This window comes from uncultured Sphingobacterium sp., assembly GCF_964277905.1.
Classification (GTDB): Bacteria; Bacteroidota; Bacteroidia; order Sphingobacteriales; family Sphingobacteriaceae; genus Sphingobacterium; species Sphingobacterium siyangense.
In genome coordinates, this window is the sequence record NZ_CAXYKD010000038.1 from 39,416 (window position 1) to 62,711 (window position 23,296).

Genomic DNA, 23,296 nt, shown 5'->3' on the forward strand with positions numbered 1-23,296 from the left:
GAATGTATGGGATTGCGATGGTTACTTCTAGTTTGTGTATCTGCTTTTTTTTGTAGTTGTCATCCTGGCGACAAGAAAGCGGCTTCAATAGATACTCGTCCTAATAAAGTTAGCTTTTCTAGAGAAAACGCAGAAACATTGGACAAATCCGCAAGCATTAGGAGGTTTGTTTTAAGCGATAGTAGTGAATTTTTTTACGATCGAAATGATATACTTTTTGTATACGGAAAAACAAAGGGGAATAGACTTTTTATGGGGCGCTTACTGTGGTTTAGAAACTATTTTAAGGAAAATATGGATACCGAGATAAGTTTCACGCAATTTCTTAATGATCTTTTAACGAATCCGCAAGATGAAGCTTTTATAGCCGAAATAGTTGATAAATATGGGATTTTTAATCAAGATCCGGAAGTATTAAAATACGTTGACCAACCTATTTCAGAGACTATTGAACGATTTACGTCCCGTATTCCTGGATCGGTTATCTTGCGTTTGAAAGATGAGTTTCAAAGTCCACTTGATACAAAATATTCTATTGCTTATCTATTTTATATAAAAGGTTTTTCACTTGACGAAGATGATTATGAGCCGAATACTTATCTTGTTCCGTTGAACAAAAATAATTAAATGACAAGGCTATTCTTGGAGATGGGACTTTATAACGTTAATCCTATTTGTAGAATAACCGACAGTAACGCATGTTATTATTATATTAGGGACATTTGTTTAAAGTTGGTAAAAATAGACCCAAAGGAATAATATACGATCTGATGATTGATCAACAAGATATATAAAAATGTACAAAAATATTTGGCTTGCTTTAGTTGAAATCGAAGCAAAAAACGGTGAAATATTTCATGATCTCCTTGATCATGAAGAAGAACTCGAAGAGCAGTATATAGGTGCTTGGGGAAATGTCTTGGTTAATTGCGAAAGGATAAATCAAGTGCCTGACATCATTGAAAAAGGGTTGAATGAAAAGGGAATGACGGTTTTGTTTATTGACAAAATCGAAAATATGGAATCGCTGATAGAAGCAGAGCAAGTTGTAAAACAGGTGATTGGTGAAGCTGATTGGCTTTTGAACTCCAATTATACATTTATGATAAGTGATAAGCTTTTTCCATATACTGAGCGCATATAAAAAGCGCTATCTAATCGATACAAAAAATCAGATGCACGGATACTGATGGTATAAGAATACTGTATTGGCACGCAAATAGATTTTAACATGAATACATTTTCTCTGATGTTTCTAGTGAACAGATGACAGCTCTCGTAGGCGAGAAACAAATACGGCCTAACATAATTATGGAGATTTAGGACTATAAACATCGTATACAGTAGACTTCCATAACGCATTGAAATTTGATTTTAGCATGTATAGTATAATGAATCGTTTTTTACTTGTTTTTAGTGTATTTATGGGTATGTTGATCCTATCCTGTACCGGGAATAATGAAAAGCAATCAATAGAAAATATACAGGGAAGCTGGGTTTTCGATACGGCAACCCTGCCCGATATTGGTTCGGGAAGAGTGATTGCAAAAATCCGTGATAATTGTGGTTTTGAATTTCGTATGGATTCGTGTAATATGAGCTGTGCATTTTATCGAAAAAGTGAATCGAATGTTTGCGATGGTATGACGACAGGATTCCGTACCAATTTTGATATTAAAAAAGATTCTTTACGGATTTGGGATGTTGAACGAAAGAGCTGGCATATCTACCTGATAAAAAATTTGACAAAAGACAGCCTGATATTATTTGATCAAAATATGAACTATGATGTCGCATATTGCAGACCTTCGAGTTCAAAAAATAATAGTTTTGATGGAATATTTTTTTCTAAAGTATTTGTAGGTGATGGGTACACATGTGTTGATGAATCATTTTATTTTGACGGACGAGGCAATTACTATTATCAAAATAATGAGGATGAACTTTCAGCTTATCGATTTAATCAGAAAATAGTCGATCGCATATTTCATGTATATGATCGTTTGGATGTCGGCTCTTTAAAGTCTGAATATATTGGCGGAGGCACAGGGACATCTTTACACTATTCCATATCATTTGTTAGAAACGGTACAGTAATCAAACGTGTAATAGATCATCAAAATACGGGCCCTGATGAGCTTTTGCAGGCTTACATAGTTATGATTAGTAACTTAAAGAAATATAAGGCAGAAAAAGTTAATGTCAATCACAAACTGTCGAAATTAGCTCGAGAAGAGAGCCAGATTTTCTATCAAAAGATGGGGTTAAAATAGTCGTTTTTTTTGACTAACTTTTCTTTAAAAATTTCGATAGGATATCTTGCAGATAAGGCCAGGTTACAAAAATAGCCAGTACGACGGAGACTTTTAAAATGATGACTAAGGACTGAAGTAAGACTGACCCTCTGAAGTTAAAAATATCCAGGGGCATAAATAATTTTGGTTCAGCTCGTTCATTGAGCAGTATCTTGTAATTTTTGGCACCGATATATTCCTGCACTTGTTTTTGCAGTGCTAGATTATAAGTAGCAATATCGTTTTCGGTATTCCAGACGTCTCCCGAATATCGGATGACTGCTTTTGGTGCATAGACCTGTTCTTCGCGAAGGTCGACGTTATATGCATAATGAATGGTGGCTGTAGAAGCTTTATCAGTGCGTTTGGCAGTCGGTAGCCATTCGATTTTATAATCGATAATTCTACCTTCTGTTTCTGTCCAGTTGGGGTGAAAAAAACGAAAGCTCTGATATTGAAAATTGGGTAAGCAGCTGTAGATCAATGCTCCGGTCAAAAATACAGGAAAAGAAAATATAACAAATCTTTTACTGAAAATTTTGCGGTCAAAAATAAATATATAGAGGAGCGGGGACAGGATTCCCGTAAAAATAATGACCGGAGCTTCACTAAAATACAGGACTATCAGATATACAAAAGGCAAAAGAAAGTGAAGAGCAAATTTTTCTATCAATTTCTGTTTCTTATATGTATTGTTTCTCTTTCGAATGCTCATTAAATAAAGTAGGTGCTGTAGTGTTTTGCATGCAAACTTACTAAATAACCCAAAAAACCCACAATGAATATTAGAGCGAGAAAACTAATTATGAAAAATCTATTTAAAATTATAGCCTGCCTAGTCATCATCCTCCAGCTCATACTTTTGGTCGAAAAAGGCAATGATTTGATAAACTATGATGGATATTTAGGACTTCCAAAAGGTTCCTACGGCTACCCTGTTCCATATCACAGTATAGTGTCAATATGCTGTCTAATCACATTATTTACTATAAATATGCTGATCTTAATCATTAAGAAGAAGAGTTTTTTTTATCATACCTCAATTGCGTTTACGACAATATATATGGTAATTATTGGATCAGATCTTTATTTGCATAGATATTCATATCCGGTCCTTTTTAAAGAAATCTTATGCGTTTCTTTAATAGCCTTGATTTTTACTTTATTGATCCCTAGATTTAACGATCTAAATGCAAAGTTAAATGTATATAAGCTAATCCTAATTCTAACGCTTACTATTAGTATTTTGATGTTTTTGCTTTGGTTCGGAATTCTAGGGTAATATAACGCTATGATTATGGGGCTAGGTTTTATGGTTCGGTGCCAAGACAGATGTAGTTTGGTTGACAGTTTATAAAAAGTAAGAAGGTTATGAAATTTAAAGTTCGATTTCCAGCTCCCTATCAAGTTATCGATGTATATGATGATAACCTTGATGTCAACATTATTTTAGAGAATGATGAGGTTTATTTTGGAACATTGTTTACGTTGACTAATATCGATAAACTGATGGAGAAAAATCGTGAAATTTATTTTTGGTCTACAGATATGCTTATTGTAAAAGAGCTCTCTTATCAGGGAATTCATGCAGCTCTCCAAGCTGTATTAAATGAGGGCTATTTTAACTCAGTTTTCAGTAAGATAGGTGTGGTCAAGGATATTTATTCGCATTTGGAGTGGAAAGATTTTTCGGATGTAGTATCGGAGATAAAGGTGCAAATCATTGAATGAAACTAATGAAACAAGCCGCAATGCTGCTAGACGAGCCTTGGTTTATTTTAAACTTATTAGATGATTGAATTATCGGTGGGGACCAATTTAATTGAAAAACTAAATTTAGTTGCTTGTAGGAAGCAAAGGTATGATTAATAAAATGTTACAGTTAGATTTTGTGCTGTCAAAATGGTTTGCAGGAAAGAGGAAGACAGAAAATGTAGTTTCTGGGCTAGCATATTTATTCTTAAGTAAAGTAATTTATATAGGGGAAGTATTTGTCTTTTTATTTTTTAAATTAGTAGGTGTTAAGGAACCTATCTTTATGGCATTTGGTATTATGATCTATAGTCTAGTAGTCATTTTAATTGGCCGTTCACCCATTGAACAAACCGTGAGAAATCCAGTATTTGAGAAATACTATAAAAGTTTAAGTAAATCTCAGGTCTATGTAAAAAGAGCAATTGCTCTTTTCACTTTAATCGCGAGTTTCTTTTTTATGATAATTGGCTCAATTATGATCGGGAGAATAAAATTTTGAAAATAAGAATTTACAGCACTAAAGCATCTATTTACTCTAATTTAATTGATGATATAGCCTTAGGGCTGAGAGACTGGATATGAAAAGAACCACATGCATGCTATTGTTGTTGTCGCTAAAAAGAGAACCAAGTTCATGTGACTATTTATCCGTACTTATATAAATATGAAATTAGAAGACCAAATTTTAGTCAATCGGTTTGGACAAGGTTTGATTGCAATTGATCAATTAACAACAGGTTTTAGATTACTTGAATTGATGACAAAAAAGAAATTTCTAAACGAACTTCTTTTTCTAATTATGCAGTCTAAACCGGAGGAAGGAGATATTGAACCCGCGATTATAAAGAGTGATTTAAAGTCCACTTTTACCCCCTGCGTTCTACTTAAAAAAGGAGTTGCAAACCATAATTTGAAAAAAATTATAAATCTGCCGGAATATGAGTTAACAAAAGCATTTGTGCTGCTTTTAAATTTATTTAAAGTAGCTTATGAGAGAAGATTTATTGATGAAAAAGACAATCCTCACAAATGGTGGTATTGGGATTTGTCTGATCATGAAAAGCTTGAGAAGGTAATGGAATCTAAAGGAGGAAAGGTATGAAGTTTGGCTCGAATAAATCAGCCTAGGGTTATGTCGGTTCAAATAAAATGGGGAAAATGATGAGATTAACTGCGTTTATTTGCATGGTCGTATTAACCTTTACAGTTTCTTGTAATAAAACCTGTAAAGATCATGTTTTGGTTAAGGCTATAACAGTCAATAGTGATATGTTTGGTGCTGCAGATTACGTTGTTGAAATACTAGAAGACTCCTCATATCGGATAATTGATTACTCCGTAGGTCTTGATTCTGTTACGTTGGAATTAATAGATCCTAAAGAAAATTCGCTATTGTTGGCAGAGAATACTGTTACGGGTAAAACTAGAATAGATGGAAATACTTTCTTCTTTAATCCTGGTTTTAAACAGGTCGATAAGGCTTTACTAAAAAATGGCTTTATGGATTTATATATAGGGGATAGTTTCTTTAGGAGGTTACGGTTACAAAAAGGGAATACGTATAGTATAAATTATTTCGATCAAAAGAGGTTTCATGATTATGCAATTTTCAATGCTCCAAAGGATTCTGTTTTTGATAATAGTTATAATCTGAATCAAAGAGATTTAATTTTTATTGATTCTGTTCTAACATCAATTTTGAAAAATAAAGATGGTAATAATGCATTTTACAAACAATTGAAAGTTTATAGTAATTCGGATAATGTACTTGTTGACGTAAATATCTTCTTAAAGAATAATAAATCTCTTAAGGATTTTTTTAGGTACTATCCTATAATTTCTTTTGATTCGCCCACATATGAAGGTACCTATGGGAAATTAGAAATTAATCTTTCAAAACGCACTTTCTCCGAATTAATAATGTCTGTTGATTTTTAGGGGTAAATTAGATGAGGTAGGGGTAAATCATAAACATTTTATGATAGTGAATCAATTCTAATATATATTTATGCGTTCACTATGGAGCGGTTCTACGATATGCTAATTAAAATAGTTATCGATGCTTAAAGCATCATTTATAAGGAAATACCGAAAATGCAATAATGAAAGATTTAAAAATTCATAATAATGCGGGTGGCAATTTGCTGTCTATCAAGTCTGTAGTTGATGTCTATTCTGATAGAGAATATTTTATCAACTTGATTTTAACGCTAAGTTCCGAAACGGGTTATTTTTATATAAATGCAAGTAGGCCTGATTATGATGACCCTAGTTTGCTCGAAAAGCTAAAATTGGTTTTAGGCAATAAAGATAATTTTAGTTATAATAACTTTGAGATTACATTCGAAGGAAAGATCTTAAATCAGGAAATAGTAAATTTATTGCCGACTATTTGGTTTCATTATCAGCATGTTAGTTTTACTTTTTCTCATAATCGTGCTATAAAATTTAATATTAAAATGCTTCCTTGGTACGGTGTTACAGCAAAAGTATCTAGTTATGTTTTTTTTAAAAGTGCTGAGGATGATGTGGTTTGGATTGGAAAGAGCAAAGAATTGAAATTTGATTTTCAGAATATAAGTTGAGTACCCACTGTTAAACTAAAATGACTATAATATGGATTTCGAAGAAATAAATAGAATTTTACTTTTTACAAAAAAGGAAAATATTATTAATGCATTGAAAAGTTTACTTTCTAATGCTTTGCTGCTCGGAGTTAAGATGGAATGTAAATTAATTGTTGATGAATATATCGAGTATAATGAATTCGGCTTAGCGTTTGAACATATTGTTTATGAGTTAGGTGAAAACGATATTCGAATCACCAATGAATTTTATTTTGACCTAAAAAAAGTTGCAGATTTGATGGAAATTAATGAAGATGAGTATCGGCCTATGCTACTAGAATTGATTTCATAGTACTGCCGCGAAGGGGGGGAATGAACCTAGTAGCCAAAGGGCTTGGCTCGACAGGAAGAACAACAGCAGTAAATCTTACAAAGCAGTTAGCCATGAGCCATTTTGGCAACCATTTCAACAGATGGTAAATTTTCATTGCGTTCGTACTTCCCGATAATCTCACGGGAAGCACCAATCTTTTGACAAGGTCGCTTTGCAACCATCCTTTACCTACATGGAGATCTTAAAAGGCTGGAATTTGGGGATAAGTTAATCATTCATCTCATCATAATAGACGTCTGTCTTGCTCAGGATCTGCTGTACCTGCTCGTACTGTTTTTTGCTGAGCCCTGTATCGTTCAAAAAGAAGAGACCGCTCCATTTTATTTTTTTGACAGAAGCCAAAAACGGTTCCCACTGCAGGGGATTATTCGTAAATGGTACAAACACCAGTTTGGGATTATTGTACAATGCGGCGGGGAAGCTTGTAAATTGATTGAAAGAAAAATTGGCCTTTTCTAGTTTTTTTAATGCAGCAATAGATTTTGGCAGTGTCGATAGCCCCGCATGTTCTATGCCGAGTTCTTTTAGTTCGGGCAACTGCTCAAATAGATCGGGTATATCTGTCAGCTTAGTCTCACCTTTGTAATTGCCTGAAAGGTATAGGAAAGACAGCTTGTTCAAACTAAAAATTTCTTTGGGAAAAGTGCTGAACAGATTCCCGTTAAGTCCGAGCTGTTTTAAGTTTTTGAGTTGTGCAAAGGATGCCGGCAGACCCGTCAAGGGATTATTGCAGTCAAATTCTTCCAACGCTGTCAAATTGAAAATACTTGCGGGAAGTATACTGAGATTATTTCTGCTTAACGCGATCTTTTTAAGTTTAGGATGGGCGGATGTGATTTCAGGAAATGTACTGATGTCTAGATTACTAATTTCCAGTGACTCCATTTGATTGCCTTCGTCCATAATCTTTTGTAGGATTTCGCTGCTGAGCTTCTTTCCGGAGATGGAAGAACCCAGGGATAAGGTTTTTACCTGAGCTAGGTCTGTGCTTATTAATTCCTCCAGTTTCTCCAGGTTGAATTCTTGTCCATCTGTCTTTTTGATACGCACCTGATCTGCCGCCCGCGTAGGCATGGATATCATAACAGGCATGCTTTCCGAAGTACCTGCCTGTTCGATCACTTTTGGTGGCTCGGGGATAGGTTTCACCACGGGTGGCGGGCCCTGTTTTTTCTTTTTCTTCTGTGCTGATACGCTTAACGTAAGTAAGGATAGACTGAATACGATAATATATTTTTTCATGTGTGTGCTTTGTCTTTTGTCGTTGAAGCAAAGATGCACATTTTAAGACTGCTCTTTTCTGTGGATTTATATCCGATCGCTTTGGCTTACGATTCGTTGCAGCTGGATGAATAATGGTTTGAGGTTCTTTGTGAATCGTAAAAGCTCCCTGATAATTTAATGATCAGGGAGCTTATTGTTAAAGGGAGTAAGACGATTGGTGAAATAGGCGCTGGGCTATTTCGTTTCGATCTTGTATACGTAAATCGGGATTTCTAGGTCCTTGACAGTGAGTAAAGACAGCTGTAGGACAGCTCTCCCTTGTGTCCATTTCACCTTTGAGGAACTGCCCAGAAGCGCTAAACTTTTGATGTCGAGGCTACTTTTTGCAAGCTCCGGGATGTCGATCGTGGCCGTTGAAGGACTACGCACAAAAAGATAAACACTTTTCCCTTTCTGTGTAAAGCGGTAGTCTGATACGATTTCTTTCGACGTTGCATCATTCACAGCATCTTTCATACTGGCTTTATCCTTTTCGGTTGCTGTATTGTCCGACGGCAAGGTATGCAGCGCTTGTTTGACTCCGCTCCAGACCGTGGTGCCGTAAATCGCTTCACCATTGGTTTTCATCCAGCTTCCTATAGCATGTAGGTTTTCCTGGCTTTCGATTGGCCAGGTACCATCGCCTTTGGGTCCTACATTGAGCAGCAGGTTGCCCCCCTTGCTCACGACTTCAATAAGGTTGCGGACCAGCAGCTCGGGGCTTTTCCATTTTGTGTCATGTCTATTGTAACCCCAGTTTTCACTCATCGTGATGCAGGCTTCCCAGTTCTTCCGTGCGGTAGAAACCAGCGACTGCTCAACAACAGCATAATCGCCAAGTCCATTGCCTATCCGGCTGTTGATGATACAGCCGGGCTGAATGGAATGGATCAGATCCTTGATTTCCTGACTTTGTTTTTTTGTGATCAGCTCGGAAGTATCAAACCAGATAATACCGATAGGGCCATACTGTGTCAGCAATTCGCGCAGCTGCGGTTTAACTTTGTTTTCGACGTATTTGTTGAGGTCTTTGGCATCTTCGTCGGGATAATCCCAGGTATTGCTGCGCCCAGCTTTCACAGGCCAGTTGGTGGGCACATCGGGGTTTTCCCAGTCGCGGCCAAGGGAATAGTAGAAGCAGAGCTTGAGGCCATATTTCTTACAGGCTGCCGCAAGCTCCTTCATCGGATCTTTTGCCCAGGGGGTGCGCTTGACGATGTTATAGTCGCTGACGGCTGAGTTATACATCGCAAACCCATCATGGTGTTTGGCTGTGATCACCAGGTATTTCATGCCGGCATCGTGGGCCATCTGTGCCCAACGGTCGGCATCAAAGCCTGTTGGATTAAACTGATCGGCGATCTTTGCATAGGTTTTGACGGGTATGCGTTCGTAGAGCATAAAATGCTCGCCGCCTTTGGTGGGATGGCCATTCCAGTCGCCCGCAGTTTGGGAATAGAGCCCCCAGTGCAAAAACAGACCGAATTTCCCGTCAGCAAACCAAGGGGTGGGCTGGCCCATGGCCTGCCCGCTAAGTAGAATAAGGGTGCTTATGAGGATCTTTTGGACAATCCTTCTAAGCTGATTTTGTCGCTTGCTCATTGGTCTCTTTTACCATTTCGGATTTTGCCCTAAGGCTGGATTTTTTGATAATACATTGATCGGAAGTGGCATGAGGTAATGTTTGTCTTCGTCGAACACGCGATTGACAAAATCTGAACCTGCATATACGTCAATGTATTTCTTGCCACCTACTTCAACGGTTTTGACACTGCTCGATACTTTGGCAAAACGCGGACTATTGCGGTCGCTGTCTTCAAAACGGATACCCAGTACTTTTTTTGCCAGATATGAACCTTTTTTCCAACGCATCAGATCCTGATATCGGGTCTGCTCATAGCAGAGTTCGATCCGTCGTTCGCGACGGATTTCGACGAGATTGGAAGAGATGCCTTCACCTGCGTATTTCGGGTCCATTAGCGGATTGAGCTGCAGTCTAGGAACACCGGCTCTGTCGCGAAGCAAATTGATGCTGCGATCCAGATCGGTCTGCGATAGGGTACCTAGCTCTGCTTTTGCTTCGGCATAGTTCAGCAAAATTTCGGCATAGCGGAAAATAGGTGCATCGGTATCTGAGTTGGTTGCCAGTTGCCGTTGGTCATAATCGAAATATTTGATCAGGTGATAACCTGTTGCACTGATGTCGCCCCCCATACCCAATAGCCTTGGATAGCCCACATTGGAACGGAAGATGGTCTGCTCTTCGCGTGGATCGAGGACAATTTGCGAAAGCCGGGCATCGCGGTTATTAAACAGGTTTTCGATGCTGGCATCGTTGTATATGCTGCTCAAAGCGATAGGTTTGGCTGTGCCATCAGGTTCAATGCAGAGAAAGTCGTCTACAAAGTCACGTGTAGGACCAGCGTTCTGGGTCTGTACATAACCGCCCATATTATGGGTCAAAATACCCTTCACATAATTTCGGGCCATGATAATTTCGGGATTGCTTGACAGCTCCGAATTGATAAAGAGCGAGCGGTAATCGGCTTTTGGTTTACCTGTGTTATAGATTTTATACACATTGCTGGCCATTAGCTTCTCCGAGGCATCGAGTGATTCGCGGAGGTAGTTTTCGGCATCGCCTAGTCCATGGTATTTCCGATAGGTCCCTTCATAAAGTGCCAGTCTCGACTTGAGGGCCAATGCGGTATACTTGGTAATGCGGCCTGCACCATTGGTCCAGCTTGTCGGCAGATATTCAATAGCCAGATTGATATCGCGCAAGACAGAATCCATCACCTGCTTGCGGGGTGTACGTTTGTCAAAAAGCTGTGGTGAATCGGTATTCAGCGGAGTGGAGACATAAGGTACGTCACCATAGTTTTGTACTTTATCGAGATAGAACCAGGCGCGGAAAAAGAGGGCCTCGCCGGCGTATTGATTTTTAATCGATTCGGCAATAGGCACATGTTGATAGTTAGCCAGCATGACATTACAAACGCGTAGAAATGGCCACAACCAGCCACCTTGGCCTGCATCATTCGGTACGGTCTGCTGCCCTGCAGCCCGTCGGATAAAAGTTTCGTGCTCGGAAGCACGTGAGCCATGGTTGTCCGTCTGTGCCTCAATCGGTACAACGGCATGTGTCGCACTGCCAAAGGCGGTGTTCGTAAAGCCGAGGAAAAACATATAATCGCCATTGTTCCCTGCTTGATTATAAATTCCATTGGCATACGCTTTCAGGTCATCTTCGGAATTCCAGTAAAGACCATCGTTTAAATCCGTTGTTGGCAACCGGTCTAAAAAACTGTCGTTACACGATTGGAAGGCAACCGCTAGGGAGAAAAGAATAGGAATTGAATATTTTTTCATTGCTGTAGGTTTAATACGTTAAAGTGATTCCAAATGAATAGGTCCTTGAGAACGGATAGATCATGGCTCCGCCGCCAGCAGCTGCCTCAGGGTCATAACTTCCTTTGATTGGTGAAAAGAAAAATAGATTTTCGCCGCTGAGGAATACCTGCGCATTGGATAGTTTTAATTTGCGTAAGATATTCGGCTGGAAGGAATACCCCAGCGTCACATTTTTGAGGCGCAGGTAAGATGCATCTTGCAGGTATTTGGTCTGCGTCTGCTGATTTTTTGTACTGCGCGCGACCGCCCGCGGGAAGTATGCATCGGTATTGTGTGGCGACCAAGTATCGTCTATCCACCATTGTTGCGTAGCGAAGTACTGGGTCGCTACAGGCCAGAATGCCTGTCCTGACGGCCAGAAATCACGTTTGCCGACCCCCTGAATAAAGAGGTCCAGAGAGAAATTTGCATAGTTGAGGCCGCCATTAAAACCGTAGGTGTAACGCGGTGTGGTATTTCCGATGATTGAACGGTCGCCTGGATTGTCCACGGTATTGTCGCCTGGCGAAATCTCGTTTTTACCGTTCTTCAGTACATTGTCGCGTTCGAGGTATTTGATATCACCAGCTGCCCAGTTGCTTCCCAGACGTGACTGATCGGAATGGTTGGCCACATCGTTGGCATCGACAAAAAATCCTTCCGTAGTATAACCCCATATTTCGCCTATTTTCTGACCCACATAGTAGTTGGTCAGTGAACGGGTAGGATTGTCAAATTTGGTGATTTCGGCCTGTGAATCGCCGAGGTTGAACCCCAGGGAATAAGACAGCTTTTCGTTGACTTTGTCCTTCCAGCTCAGTGATAGTTCCCAGCCTTTGGTGCGGAGCTCGGCTTTATTTTCTACAGGAGAGGTCGCTCCCAGCAGTTCAGGATAGACAACACTGGTGAGCATATCGGAGGTCGTACGGCGATACCAGTCGAAAGAAGCGTCGAGTTTATTGTTGAAAAAGGCAAGATCGGCTCCTAAGTTGAAAGTTGCCACCTTCTCCCAGGTCAGACTATTAGAAACCAGCGTCGGTGGATTGACGATCACCTGGGTCTGATTGCCGAAAATATAGTTGCTGGAGATACCTGCTGACATAAAAGGCACAAAAGGGTAATAGCGGGTATTACCCGACCAACTGCTCGAGGTGAGGAGCTGATTGCCCAGTTCGCCATAGGAGCCGCGTAATTTTAGATTGGAGAGGGTTTTGCGTGACCAGCGCATAAAATTCTCTTCAGATACACGCCATCCGGCCGAAACCGAAGGCAAGAAGACGAAGCGGTTGTCTTTCGGGAAACGCGAGGTACCATCGTAACGGCCATTGACCTCAAGCAGGTATTTGTCGTCATAGATATAATTTAAACGGAAGAATCCACCGCGTAAAGCCCATTCATAACCCGTCTGCTCGACACGCTGTTCGCCCGACCCTAGAGAGAGCGTTGGCTGCTCCTGATTGAGGATACCAAGGCGTGTTCCTTTGTTAGAACCGTATTTGGTCAGTTCTTGGTTGTAGCCTATCATTCCTTTGAAATAATGCTTGGCCAGAGTTTGCTCATATTGTGTATAGGCATTGAATGAGTAGTAATCTCTGCGATTGTCTTCGACACTGTAGGAGTTGTTGGTTGAATTCCCTTCCGTTGGAACAAAATTGGATTTGATCATATCCACTTTCTTACGTTGGGAGGTATTTTTGTCGATATTCAGGTTGTAATTGAAATCGACATGCCCTGTCCAGCCTGGTATGAATTTGAGGTCGGCATTGAAGGATGTCCAGATATCTTCATTCATGGAGCGGTTGCGGCCTCCTTTTTCGAGGAGCGGAATCGGATTTTGGTCGTCGAAATACATGCCATTGTATTTGTCATATTGCGGATAGGCGGGGTCGCCGTTCCACTGGTAGGGACGTACAGGGCTGGTAAAGACAAATTGATGCCAAATCGAGTTTCCATAGTTGTAGGGCTCGTCGTTGTCTGTATGGTTGTAAAGGGCCCGCAAACCCAATTTTAGCCAATCTGTGGTCTGATTTTCGACACTCAGGCGCGTATTGAGGCGCTTAAATTGATCGCTGTTGATTTTGAGTAAGCCTGTCTGGTTGTTGTAGCCGACAGAGCTGAAGAATTTCGTTTTCTCGGTCCCACCGGAGAGGGAGATATTGTGTTTTTGGGAGAAAGCGAAATCTTTCATCAGCATATTTTGCCAGTCGTTATAGCCGTAAAAGCGGTAACTACCGCCAACGATTTCATAGGAAGGGTTATTGGCTGGATCGGCTGTCCAGGCTTTCATACCAGCCACAGTTGCGTCGTCATACATCGGGGCCAAACCAGCATTCAGCATGGCTTGATTGATATAGTCAGCATGTTCGTAATTTGTCTTCACGATCTTCGGGAAGATACTAGGCTGCGAGAAACCGAAATTATTGTTGTAGGATACCGTTGTCTTATCCACGTCGGCTGCGCTTTTGGTGGTGATTAGGATGACTCCAAAGGCACCACGTACACCATATATCGCAGCCGAGGAGGCGTCTTTAAGAACCGTAACATTGGCGATGTCATTTGGATTGACCAGATTCATATTCATCTCCACACCATCCACGAGTACAAGTGGACCGCCACCATTGATAGAGGTGGTACCGCGGATATTGATGCCCGGATTGCTCGCAGGGTTACCACTTGACGGAGTTATGGTGAGGTTGGGGATCGCGCCTTGTAAACCTTGAGCCACGTTATTGATGGGTCTGTTTTTCAATACATCACCACTGACATTATCTACGGCACCCGTGAGGTTGACACGCTTTTGTGTACCATAACCAACCACAACAGCTTCTTCGAGTGCACTGTCATTTTCTTCCAGTGAGATTGTTAGGGCGTTTGCATTGGCACTGTTAAAACGGGCTGTTTGCTGTTTGAAAGACAGGTGGGAGATGGTCAGGCTACCTTCGGCCAGCGTTGATTTAAGTGTGAAGTTACCCTTGGCATCCGACGACGTACGGCTGTTGCTTCCGTTGATGCTGATCGTTGCATTTTCAATCGGAGCGCCGTCTTTGGCAGCAAGCAAACGTCCTCTGATGGTATATTGTTGCTGTGCCTGTTGTTCAACCTTGGACGAACTCGGCAGGACGATAATGTGCTGCTTGTGGATTTCAAACGTCATGGGCAATTCGTCCGAAAGCTCTTTGAGCACATTCGCTAGCTTTTGGTTGTTTGCATGCACAGTAACCATCTTTAAACCATTAAAAAGACTTTCGTCATAAAAAAAATGGTAGCCCGTCTGTTTCTTGATTTCCTGAAAGACAGTTTTGAGGTTCCCTTTATTGATATTCAAGGTGACCTGCTGGGCTTCAGTTTTACCATATACACCATAGGTAAATAGTAAACCCAGAAATAAGCTTGCTTTCATCTTTTTTGAGATAAGGGGAGAAAAACTCGGTTCGGTGATGTTATTCCCGAACAGGTAATCTTTACATTTGATAAAGTAATTCATGTTTTTAAGCAAAAAAGGGTTAGTTTTTTAGGTTTTCATTCAGGTACGCGCGCACCTGTGGACAGCACCGATAGACTCCGTGCCAATAATTTTATTTTCGTAAATGTTTATATCATAATCGGTCCTCCTTTAATATGGGGTTATTTTTTAGCTTTTGTTTTTTACGGTAACGGTTTTTCTGTCAATTTCAAATTCAAGGCCGGCCCCGCGTTTAATGAGTTCTAAGGCTTCGGCGAGGCTTACACTTCGGCTCATGCTACCACCAAAAGTTTTCCGCGTAATGGAGCCCTGATAAATGACTTTGATGTCATACCAGCGTGTTAGCTGTTCCATAATGTCCTGAATCTGGTCGTGTTCGAAATAGAAATAGCCATGCTGCCAGGCGGTTTCCTTTTCAATATTTGCCTGAGAGACGCGCATGGCGCTGCCGTCGAATTCGACTTTCTGTCCAGGTACGATTTGTTTGGTCGTATTATTTTTATTGGTCAACTGGATGCTGCCATTGATTAATGTGACATTGGAAGCCGTATTGCTGTAGGCCGTCAGATTAAAGGCGGTCCCTAGTACTTTAATGTCACCGTGAGTCGTGCTGACGATGAAGGGTCGATTTTTTTCGTGGGCCACTTCAAAATAGGCCTCGCCCCGTAGTTCCACATTGCGGGTTGATTTACCAAAGGCCAAAGGATAGCTCAGCTCGGAAGCTGAATTGATCCAGACTTTGGTGCCGTCCGGCAATACCATCCGGTAGAAGCCCGATTCGGGTACTTTCAACGTATTTCTTAAGTTGGCAACTTCGGACGGATTGCTGTTGGGCTGATAGCGCAGCTGTCCGTCGCTAATGTGGAGCTCTTCACCATTCTTTTCTTTAACGGTTGACTGTTCTTCTGAGAGGGTGACAACTTTACCGTTCGACAGGGTGAGGGTGGCCTTTTGTCCCCCAGGTAAAACATCATTTTTATAGTGATATGCCTGGTCGGGAACGACTTGGCTGTCTTGATGCCTGAGATTCAGGAACCACGCTACGCCGATAAAGACAGCCAGGCTGGCTGCAAGACCTGCATAGATCTTTAGTTGGCGCATGCCGCCGATATGTAATGGTCGTTTTGCTGGTTTGGCCGACGCATAGTGTAGTATTTTCGCTCTAGCCTGATCCAGGTCCAGTCTATCCCAGAACTCTGCATCGCTAGATCTGAGCCCCTGGCTGGTATATCGCTCCCATTGGTCGTGCAAGCTAGGATCGTCGTCAAACATTTTTTGTAGAACCTCCTTATCGGTCTGGCTCAGTGTTCCACCGAAGTGTTTTACTAAAAAATCGACGAGTACAAATTGGTCATTCTTCATCCTGTTCAATTGGCTGTATAAGGAGAAGAGCCATTACCGATGGAAAAGGATGGAAGAGAAATTTAAAAAAAAATGTAAAAGTTTGTTATTCAGAAAGTAAAAGTAAAAGGAGCATCATCATATGGGTATCCAAACGTGTCCTTAAAAGCTGTATGGCTCTTTTTTTCTGGCTTTTGACGGTATTGATCGAAATAGAGAGGTTATTGGCAATTTCATTGTTGGAGAGTTTGTCGAAAACGGCCATATGCAATACCTGTCTGCAGCCCTGAGGAAGTTGATGAATGGCTTCCATGAGCTGGTCGATGACTTCGGCCTGTATCATGGCATCCATGACGGTCTGCTCTTCGATCATGTTCATGTCGAGCTGGTCTACATATTTATTCTTTGTTTTTTCGTTGCGGATCTGCTTGAGGCAATTGTTGCGGACGGAAACGAAGAGATAACCTCGCCGTGTATTTTCATCATCGGGTAGGGTATTGCGGCCCTCGCAGAGCCCTGCGAAAAAGCTCTGAACAACATCTTCTGCCAAAGCTTCGTCGTGTAGGATATTGTTTGCAAAGAGACAAAGCTGTCGGTAGTATTGCTGAAAAAGAGATTCAATATCGTAAGGTAAAGCTATCTGCAAATTTTCCACCTTGTTTGATGATGTATAAAGAAATTGACATAACAGGAGCTCTGGGAGCACGGTATAAATATAGGGAAATATGCTCAGGTTTTGGATTTGAGAAAGGGCAGCTATTCTTATATTTCTTCGAAAACGTTTGCGCTTAGATCACATTATGAGCCGGTTAAAATGGGGTGGCGGTCACAACTTAATACTTGTTTATCCGATTGATTAAAAAATACGCAATCGATTGATTTTAGTTACTATTTTCATTATTGGATTTTTCTTCTCAATTTACATAGGTAGGCCAATTGCTGTAAACGATAAATTATTGAATATATCTCTTTTCAATGAATAAATCATAGCCCTTCCTGTAGTATTTTTAAGCCGTAACCCTGTTGCCCTATTTAATTCCATAAATCAAATCGAATGATGAAGTACACTGTTAGACTTTTGCTGTACGGCCTATTGCTGATAGGTTCTTTTCAATCTACCTACGCTCAGACCAGCCAACTTTACTTACATACGGATAGAGACTACTATTTGCCTGGAGACACGGTCTGGTTTAAGGGGTATTTTATGAAAGATGGAGCTATTGCTCGAGATCTCCACAATATGTATATGAAACTGATCGACGACGAGGGCAAGGAGATTTGGCGATCGGTAGCTCTAGTAAAAGACGGTGTTACAGCAAGTTTTTTTAAGATTCCGTTGAACTATCTTGGAAAGGAAATTTTTATCAACGCTAATACGAAAATAGATTCCTGTGCAAACAGTAGACCGTACTTTAAAAAATTGGGAATTCTGCAGCTTTCTCATGAAAATCCTATATCTACCCTTGAAAAAGTACCGGAGTATAAGCTCGTGCAACAGCCTGAGGGAGGTATCTTACTTTCTGGGCTGGAAAATACCCTGCTGATCCAAACATTGGACAGTAGGGGATATCCAGCTTTTGTTAAGGGAAAAATGGTGGATGACAAGGCTGGCAATATCGCAGAGTTTAGGACGGACTCGGGTGGCTTTGCCACGCTGCGGACGATTTTTGAGGCAGATCGGAGTTATATGCTCCAATGGGCAGATCCGCTGGGCATACAGCATCAAGACAAAATTCAACCAGTGTTGCAGGGAGCTAAGGTTGCTTTGGTTAAACAGGATTCGCTGGTACTTGTTCAATTGCAGACCAACCTACCTAGCCAGCTCGTTCATGTTGCTGTGGGAATAGGGAAAAGACCGCTTTTTGATCAGGAGTTCAACCTCAAAGAAGGGAAAAAGACGAATATTCCGTTAAAGAAAGCGGATTTGGAATATGGTATTTTGCAGGCTGTGGTTCGCGATCGACAGAAGGTGCTATCACGGACAAGCTTGCTTATTGGTGACGAACAGATTGAAATAATCCCTATCGTATCAGTCAGCAGTACTTTTCAGGAAAAATCAGAGGGTACAGTTACAGTGACCTTGCCTAAAGGCGAGAACATGGCCCGATTGTCGGTTTCGGTGGTTGATGCCGAAGTCGCCGTAGATACCACGCGAAGTATGTTGACGGATATTTACTTTCAGCCTTTCAGTCAACAGCCTTTAGTCAATCCTAAGTTGTTGTGGGACCGAACAGAAAATAAGAATCTTTTTGTCCAGAATCAAATTTGGGATCATAGTTACTGTCCGAGTAGCAGATTGACAATAGTGGATTCTCTCTTGGAAATACAGGGCCAAATCCGCTTGGAAAAGGGGAGTTGGGCTAAGTTCTATGCCGATTATCTAAATGAAGTAAACAAGGGGAAAAAGGGGAATTTACCTGTTCGAGGTATTTCTTTTGGCTATCGGTATCCCGAAGCACCGCGCATGCAATATACTGAGTTGATGTTTGATAAAAACGGAAGATTTTCGATCCCCAATTCGATCATATATGATTCGTTAGAAACTAAGGTCATACAGATCTATCGAAAGCTGAAATTTACCCCATTTAGTGTGCAGTATAAATTTACAGATTCCAACAATTATCGATATCCCGTCTTAATACCAATACAGGACGTTGATGGAAGCACAAAACAACTGAGTAATTTAAGAGTGCTACCATCAGACTATTTTACAATCGATGCGCATGGAAATCGTGTGCTGCAAACGGTTCAGGTAACGCGGACCCGTAGGCAACGGGAAATTGATCGTATGCAAAGCCGTTTTAGAACGATGGAACCCCATACGGTCCATCAACCAGATTCCATATTACTTCCATTAATGGATAGTGTCGTCATTAAAACGAGTCAGTCTCTACGTGATTACATTGCTAGGAAAGTTCCTGCGCGAAGTGTTTCGATTATCCTCAATGGAAAGTTTGTCGGGGGAACTGGTGATGTAACGAAAGCTGTCGCCGACGGCAGTGTACTGTCCAACGTCGCAAAGAAAGCAAAAGAGGATCCGGACAGATTTGGAGAACTGGATCGGCAGAACCAATTATCTTTTTTGGACGAGGACGTATCCAACTATCCTTATTTGAAATTTTACCGTACCTACAACTCCCCGGTGCATTCGGGTACAAATGTGCTGCTCGTCTTTGAATATAGTCCTGCGGAGGTAAATCGGGATTTTGGTGCCGCAGAATATCATGAAACTGTTGCAGGTTATATGTCTCCGGGAGAGTTTCATAATAAAGTGTATCCAACTGCAGCGGCCCGTTTATCTGCAGGGCTTGATACGCGTCTTACACTTTACTGGGAACCTTTTTTTGATATCAATAAAGATAACAGTTTTAAAAAATTGATCTTCTATAACAATAGTCACAATAAGGGCGTATGGTTAACCATACAAGGGATGACTGAGACAGGCAAGGTGGTCTATTATCGACGTATGATTAAAAATAGTGAGAAGTAACTAAAATCATTCTAAAAGTGGTTCTCCGCAGGTTTTGACAATCAAATCAAGACCGTGGATTGTCGAAATGTTTGGATATATTATGTCTTTTTAAAAAAATTGGTCCAGCGCTTTGTCACTGGACCGATTTTTTCCTATTTGGGCTGTTGTTGTGTAACACAGTGGATCATTCCGCCATTTGCAAATAAATTGCGGCAATCGATTCCCACAACTTTTTTATCAGGGTACAGTTGTTGGATCTTTTGATTTGCCACCGCGTCGTTAGGATCGTTATAATTGGGAACCAGTACGCGATTGTTGGCAATGTAATAGTTGATATAGGAGGCTCGACCTACATTCTTTCCGTAAGTGGTCAATACATCATTTTTGGTCAGCGGAAGTTCTACAAATTGATAGGGTTTACCTTGTTTGTCGCTTGCTAGGTACAGCTTGTCGATATCACGATCGGGGACCTGCCAGTAGGCCAGATCATCCGGATTCATTGTAATAATAGTACCGGAATTGACAAATCGTACAAAGCCATCGATGTGCATATCGGTGATGTCGAGGCCCGCCTTTCCATCCAGCCAGATAAATTTGCTGACGCCAAGGTATTTTGAAAATATGGCTTCCGCCTGCTGTTGGGTCATCCCTGGATTTCTATTGCTGTTGAGGATAGCGCTTTTGCAGGCCATCAGTACGCCATTACCATCAATTTCTATACTTCCACCTTCGTTGATCATCACATTGTTGAGATTGACAACAGTGGTATGTGTATCGGCGGCAATTTTCGTTGGGATTGCGTTGCAGTTGTTGTAATCAGCTTTATTTCCCCAACCATTAAAACCCCAGTCCTGGATAACGATCTGTCCATTTTTATCTTTTACAAAGATTGGCCCATTATCCCGTACCCAAAAATCATCGGTAGGATACTGCATGAAATCAACACTGTTGAGCATAACGCCAGCTTCGTTGAGTAAATTTATAATACGTTGCTGTTCTTTCTCATCATAGGCTATGATATGGACGCGTTCACTCTGTGCGAGTTCCTTGGTCATGGCTACCCAGGTTGCATCCAGCCGATTGGCGTAATTGCTGCCGTATTGATATTTGTGCGGCCACTGGAGCCAGGTGCCTTCGTGTGGAGCGGATTCTTCGGGCATGGTATATACCACTGCGCTGTGATCGAGGGTATCGGTCAGGTCCATTTTTGCTGATGGGCTACAGGCGAATAGCATTAGCGGGAGTATGGTCAACATGATCATTTTCTTTTTGTGCATGATTTATTTGTTTTTTGACAGCACAAAAGTAGTCTGTCAAACTAGCTTAAAGTTGTCCGAAATTGACAACTTACTTCAACGGCAACAAAATATAAGTCAATTGATCTTCAGTATGAACGGTATCGTCGGCATGGGTTTCATATTTTTCGATAATCGGGCTATGCGAAAACTCAAGTCCCGAATCAAAGATCCAGCGTGTATAAATTTTGGTATAGGTTTCATCTATGGTTTCATAACTGCCCAGATGCTTGAAACGGGCATATCGACCACCCAAGATCATTTTTGAAGGTAATCTTTTCGTACAGGAATCTACCGTTGTACAAGCATCATAACGACAACGGATGGTGGTTTTTATCAGGGGTTCGTCTGCAATAACACCATAATAAGAAATAGGGGAACTTTTAAAATTATCTTGAAGCAGTCTGTCCCACAACCCTTCGATGGCTTCGGGGTCATAATCGCATTGGATGCTCCGGTAATAGACCTGTGTCGGGGCGAGATAGACGATTTCGGGTTTTAAGAGTTGGTCGGACCAAGCCGGTACAGGACTTGGGCCGCAAAGCAGCGCTGCCTTGCCAGCTCTGGCTTCTTTGGGTGAAATGCCAAAATATTGTTTGAAAGCCTTAGAAAATGAAGCAATATTAGCAAAGCCAACCTCGAGTCCGATGGACGTTAGGGGCTCGCTGGTATAGAGAATCCGTTTATAGGCATTTTCAATTTTTAGCCTTTGCTGAAAAGAGCCAATGGTCTCTCCACAGCTGTATTTAAAAATACGCTGGATGTTGCGGTAGGAATAATGGGAAATATCTTCCAGTTCCTTTATTGCAATAGGTTGATCATAATGTTTTTCGACAAAATTGATTATGCTGTAAATGCAATTTAGCTGGTTTTCCATATCCAATATTTGTTGGTATCCTTTGACAAGCTAAAAATACGTTTTTTAGAGATATCAATCACAGCAGTAAGATTATATGAACTGCAAGGGTATGAAAAATCAAACAATTTTACATCGAATGATGTACTTTAAGAAAAAAGCTATGGATAAATCACCTATGCAGAAGATAGCACGAGTTGGTCTAGGTACCTTTTTGGTTGTAGCCGGTATTGGACATCTGTCCTTCGCCCGCAAGGAATTTCAGGCTCAGGTGCCGGACTGGGTTCCGCTCGCTAAAGATGATACGGTTGTATATTCCGGTATTGCGGAAATTGCTTTGGGTGCTGCACTGATTTTCGCGCCTGCTAAACAGCGATCGAAAGTCGGAAAAATCGCAGCAGCGTTTTTTGCAGCCGTGTTTCCCGGAAATATTGCCCAATATAACGACCATCGCGACGGCTTTGGATTGGATACGGATCGAAAGCGGCTTGCCCGTTTATTTTTTCAGCCTATATTGGTTGCATGGGCTTTGAAAAGTACATGCAAAAGTTGATCGGATGAAAACTGATGGAAACAAACTGATTTTTTGAGACACCAAACCTAAACGATCGACCCGATGGATGGCCGAGGAAAGAGCAGGTTTGTTCTTTATACCAAATTATACCTAATCACAATATTCAACCAATCTTTAGACAGTGATTGTTCAGTGCTTATTCAGTTTACACTGAGCAAGCACTGAACAATCACTGAGCAATCACTGAACAAGCATTGAGCAAATTCCGTAATAGATAGTAATTTGGTCACTCTTCGATCCTGATTTTTAACACCTAAATATTAAATTTAACGGCTATTATTTTTCATTTTCTTCCTGTCCGTTTAAATAATTATATTCGCATCAAACATATAAAATAACTAACCTATAAAAGTACAGACCAGATGGAAGAAAAGAAATTAAATGAACTGAGCAATGAAGAGTTGTTGGTTCTCAAAAAGAAAGCTAAACCCACGAAAATAATCAATGCATCAATTATTGGCTTTTGTTTGGGGATCGCTGCCTACAGTATATTCGTAGCCGGTTTAACCTGGCCTACAATTTTCCCATTGATATTGGCCATTTTGTTCTTTAAATATTTTGGAAAAAATGAGAAAGCACTGGATGCGGAGTTGAAAGCCCGAAATCTGAAATAGAAAAAGAAAACCATT

Annotated in this window: 21 protein-coding genes; 12 read left to right on the forward strand and 9 right to left on the reverse strand. The window is 40.9% G+C overall.

The genetic code is table 11. The features are described from left to right. Positions 1–6 precede the first annotated feature (6 nt). From ACHWSC_RS17115 to ACHWSC_RS17125, 3 genes are all read left to right on the forward strand, one after another. On the forward strand, positions 7–627 hold the full coding sequence (locus ACHWSC_RS17115; RefSeq protein ID WP_394677561.1) for a hypothetical protein: 621 nt from the start codon (positions 7–9) through the stop codon (positions 625–627). 169 nt (positions 628–796) lie between these two features. Then, positions 797–1,144 carry a hypothetical protein gene (locus ACHWSC_RS17120; RefSeq protein ID WP_201665425.1) on the forward strand — a complete coding sequence of 116 codons (348 nt, stop codon included), beginning with the start codon at positions 797–799 and terminating at the stop codon, positions 1,142–1,144. 247 nt (positions 1,145–1,391) lie between these two features. Further along, positions 1,392–2,273, forward strand: coding sequence for a hypothetical protein (locus ACHWSC_RS17125; protein WP_394677562.1), 882 nt, complete (start codon positions 1,392–1,394; stop codon positions 2,271–2,273). Between the two features lie 13 nt (positions 2,274–2,286). On the opposite strand, the gene ACHWSC_RS17130 is transcribed toward ACHWSC_RS17125, so the two are convergent. Further along, the gene (locus tag ACHWSC_RS17130; protein ID WP_394677563.1) at positions 2,287–2,967 is read right to left on the reverse strand and encodes a hypothetical protein; all 681 of its coding nucleotides are present in this window, start codon (positions 2,965–2,967) and stop codon (positions 2,287–2,289) included. A 698-nt stretch (positions 2,968–3,665) separates the two neighbouring features. On the opposite strand from ACHWSC_RS17130, the gene ACHWSC_RS17135 reads away from it, so the two are divergent. The 6 genes from ACHWSC_RS17135 (at position 3,666) to ACHWSC_RS17160 (ending at position 6,968) form a co-directional block, all read left to right on the forward strand. Next, positions 3,666–4,025 (forward strand): hypothetical protein, encoded by a 360-nt coding sequence (locus ACHWSC_RS17135; protein WP_394677564.1) that lies wholly within the window; start codon positions 3,666–3,668, stop codon positions 4,023–4,025. Between the two features lie 130 nt (positions 4,026–4,155). Beyond that, positions 4,156–4,548 (forward strand): hypothetical protein, encoded by a 393-nt coding sequence (locus ACHWSC_RS17140; protein ID WP_394677565.1) that lies wholly within the window; start codon positions 4,156–4,158, stop codon positions 4,546–4,548. 165 nt (positions 4,549–4,713) lie between these two features. Beyond that, positions 4,714–5,151: a DUF5958 family protein gene (locus ACHWSC_RS17145; protein ID WP_201670450.1), complete on the forward strand. Its 438-nt coding sequence runs from the start codon at positions 4,714–4,716 to the stop codon at positions 5,149–5,151. A 56-nt stretch (positions 5,152–5,207) separates the two neighbouring features. After that, the gene (locus ACHWSC_RS17150) at positions 5,208–5,987 is read left to right on the forward strand and encodes a hypothetical protein (RefSeq protein ID WP_394677566.1); all 780 of its coding nucleotides are present in this window, start codon (positions 5,208–5,210) and stop codon (positions 5,985–5,987) included. A 164-nt stretch (positions 5,988–6,151) separates the two neighbouring features. Beyond that, positions 6,152–6,634, forward strand: coding sequence for a hypothetical protein (locus ACHWSC_RS17155; RefSeq protein ID WP_394677567.1), 483 nt, complete (start codon positions 6,152–6,154; stop codon positions 6,632–6,634). A 31-nt stretch (positions 6,635–6,665) separates the two neighbouring features. After that, the gene (locus tag ACHWSC_RS17160) at positions 6,666–6,968 is read left to right on the forward strand and encodes a MafI family immunity protein (RefSeq protein WP_394677568.1); all 303 of its coding nucleotides are present in this window, start codon (positions 6,666–6,668) and stop codon (positions 6,966–6,968) included. 249 nt (positions 6,969–7,217) lie between these two features. Here the strand turns inward: ACHWSC_RS17160 and ACHWSC_RS17165 are convergent, their stop codons facing one another. The 6 genes from ACHWSC_RS17165 to ACHWSC_RS17190 all read right to left on the reverse strand — a co-directional run bounded on the left by ACHWSC_RS17165 (position 7,218) and on the right by ACHWSC_RS17190 (position 17,125). Beyond that, complete coding sequence (locus ACHWSC_RS17165) at positions 7,218–8,252, reverse strand: leucine-rich repeat domain-containing protein (protein ID WP_394677569.1); 1,035 nt, start codon at positions 8,250–8,252, stop codon at positions 7,218–7,220. A gap of 216 nt (positions 8,253–8,468) precedes the next feature. Then, the gene (locus ACHWSC_RS17170; protein ID WP_394677570.1) at positions 8,469–9,875 is read right to left on the reverse strand and encodes an alpha-L-fucosidase; all 1,407 of its coding nucleotides are present in this window, start codon (positions 9,873–9,875) and stop codon (positions 8,469–8,471) included. A gap of 9 nt (positions 9,876–9,884) precedes the next feature. After that, positions 9,885–11,645, reverse strand: coding sequence for a RagB/SusD family nutrient uptake outer membrane protein (locus ACHWSC_RS17175; RefSeq protein ID WP_394677571.1), 1,761 nt, complete (start codon positions 11,643–11,645; stop codon positions 9,885–9,887). Positions 11,646–11,655: 10 nt separating this feature from the next. After that, positions 11,656–15,150, reverse strand: a complete 3,495-nt coding sequence (locus ACHWSC_RS17180; protein WP_394677572.1) for a TonB-dependent receptor — start codon at positions 15,148–15,150, stop codon at positions 11,656–11,658. A gap of 147 nt (positions 15,151–15,297) precedes the next feature. Beyond that, a complete protein-coding gene (locus tag ACHWSC_RS17185; protein ID WP_394677573.1) occupies positions 15,298–16,491 on the reverse strand; it encodes a FecR family protein in 1,194 nt (397 codons plus the stop codon). Positions 16,492–16,576: 85 nt separating this feature from the next. Then, positions 16,577–17,125: an RNA polymerase sigma-70 factor gene (locus tag ACHWSC_RS17190; RefSeq protein ID WP_394677574.1), complete on the reverse strand. Its 549-nt coding sequence runs from the start codon at positions 17,123–17,125 to the stop codon at positions 16,577–16,579. 399 nt (positions 17,126–17,524) lie between these two features. Between ACHWSC_RS17190 and ACHWSC_RS17195 the strand changes: the two genes are divergently transcribed. Further along, a complete protein-coding gene (locus ACHWSC_RS17195; RefSeq protein WP_394677575.1) occupies positions 17,525–19,960 on the forward strand; it encodes a hypothetical protein in 2,436 nt (811 codons plus the stop codon). 134 nt (positions 19,961–20,094) lie between these two features. On the opposite strand, the gene ACHWSC_RS17200 is transcribed toward ACHWSC_RS17195, so the two are convergent. Both ACHWSC_RS17200 and ACHWSC_RS17205 read right to left on the reverse strand, forming a co-directional pair. Beyond that, entirely contained in the window at positions 20,095–21,219 is a 1,125-nt protein-coding gene (locus tag ACHWSC_RS17200; protein WP_394677576.1) for an agmatine/peptidylarginine deiminase, read from the reverse strand. A gap of 70 nt (positions 21,220–21,289) precedes the next feature. Continuing rightward, the gene (locus ACHWSC_RS17205; RefSeq protein ID WP_394677577.1) at positions 21,290–22,114 is read right to left on the reverse strand and encodes a GyrI-like domain-containing protein; all 825 of its coding nucleotides are present in this window, start codon (positions 22,112–22,114) and stop codon (positions 21,290–21,292) included. A gap of 91 nt (positions 22,115–22,205) precedes the next feature. Between ACHWSC_RS17205 and ACHWSC_RS17210 the strand changes: the two genes are divergently transcribed. Beyond that, positions 22,206–22,646: a hypothetical protein gene (locus ACHWSC_RS17210; RefSeq protein ID WP_394677578.1), complete on the forward strand. Its 441-nt coding sequence runs from the start codon at positions 22,206–22,208 to the stop codon at positions 22,644–22,646. Between the two features lie 383 nt (positions 22,647–23,029). Further along, positions 23,030–23,281 (forward strand): FUSC family protein, encoded by a 252-nt coding sequence (locus ACHWSC_RS17215; RefSeq protein WP_153846684.1) that lies wholly within the window; start codon positions 23,030–23,032, stop codon positions 23,279–23,281. Positions 23,282–23,296 lie beyond the last annotated feature (15 nt).

Bases quoted from the DNA above. Each gene is read 5' to 3' on its own strand.
- ACHWSC_RS17115 (WP_394677561.1), top strand. From the start codon at position 7: ATGGGATTGCGATGGTTACTTCTAGTTTGTGTATCTGCTTTTTTTTGT.
- ACHWSC_RS17120 (WP_201665425.1), top strand. From the start codon at position 797: ATGTACAAAAATATTTGGCTTGCTTTAGTTGAAATCGAAGCAAAAAAC.
- ACHWSC_RS17125 (WP_394677562.1), top strand. From the start codon at position 1,392: ATGAATCGTTTTTTACTTGTTTTTAGTGTATTTATGGGTATGTTGATC.
- ACHWSC_RS17135 (WP_394677564.1), top strand. From the start codon at position 3,666: ATGAAATTTAAAGTTCGATTTCCAGCTCCCTATCAAGTTATCGATGTA.
- ACHWSC_RS17140 (WP_394677565.1), top strand. From the start codon at position 4,156: ATGATTAATAAAATGTTACAGTTAGATTTTGTGCTGTCAAAATGGTTT.
- ACHWSC_RS17145 (WP_201670450.1), top strand. From the start codon at position 4,714: ATGAAATTAGAAGACCAAATTTTAGTCAATCGGTTTGGACAAGGTTTG.
- ACHWSC_RS17150 (WP_394677566.1), top strand. From the start codon at position 5,208: ATGATGAGATTAACTGCGTTTATTTGCATGGTCGTATTAACCTTTACA.
- ACHWSC_RS17155 (WP_394677567.1), top strand. From the start codon at position 6,152: ATGAAAGATTTAAAAATTCATAATAATGCGGGTGGCAATTTGCTGTCT.
- ACHWSC_RS17160 (WP_394677568.1), top strand. From the start codon at position 6,666: ATGGATTTCGAAGAAATAAATAGAATTTTACTTTTTACAAAAAAGGAA.
- ACHWSC_RS17165 (WP_394677569.1), bottom strand. From the start codon at position 8,252: ATGAAAAAATATATTATCGTATTCAGTCTATCCTTACTTACGTTAAGC.
- ACHWSC_RS17170 (WP_394677570.1), bottom strand. From the start codon at position 9,875: ATGAGCAAGCGACAAAATCAGCTTAGAAGGATTGTCCAAAAGATCCTC.
- ACHWSC_RS17175 (WP_394677571.1), bottom strand. From the start codon at position 11,645: ATGAAAAAATATTCAATTCCTATTCTTTTCTCCCTAGCGGTTGCCTTC.
- ACHWSC_RS17180 (WP_394677572.1), bottom strand. From the start codon at position 15,150: ATGAATTACTTTATCAAATGTAAAGATTACCTGTTCGGGAATAACATC.
- ACHWSC_RS17185 (WP_394677573.1), bottom strand. From the start codon at position 16,491: ATGAAGAATGACCAATTTGTACTCGTCGATTTTTTAGTAAAACACTTC.
- ACHWSC_RS17195 (WP_394677575.1), top strand. From the start codon at position 17,525: ATGATGAAGTACACTGTTAGACTTTTGCTGTACGGCCTATTGCTGATA.
- ACHWSC_RS17200 (WP_394677576.1), bottom strand. From the start codon at position 21,219: ATGCACAAAAAGAAAATGATCATGTTGACCATACTCCCGCTAATGCTA.
- ACHWSC_RS17205 (WP_394677577.1), bottom strand. From the start codon at position 22,114: ATGGAAAACCAGCTAAATTGCATTTACAGCATAATCAATTTTGTCGAA.
- ACHWSC_RS17210 (WP_394677578.1), top strand. From the start codon at position 22,206: ATGAAAAATCAAACAATTTTACATCGAATGATGTACTTTAAGAAAAAA.
- ACHWSC_RS17215 (WP_153846684.1), top strand. From the start codon at position 23,030: ATGGAAGAAAAGAAATTAAATGAACTGAGCAATGAAGAGTTGTTGGTT.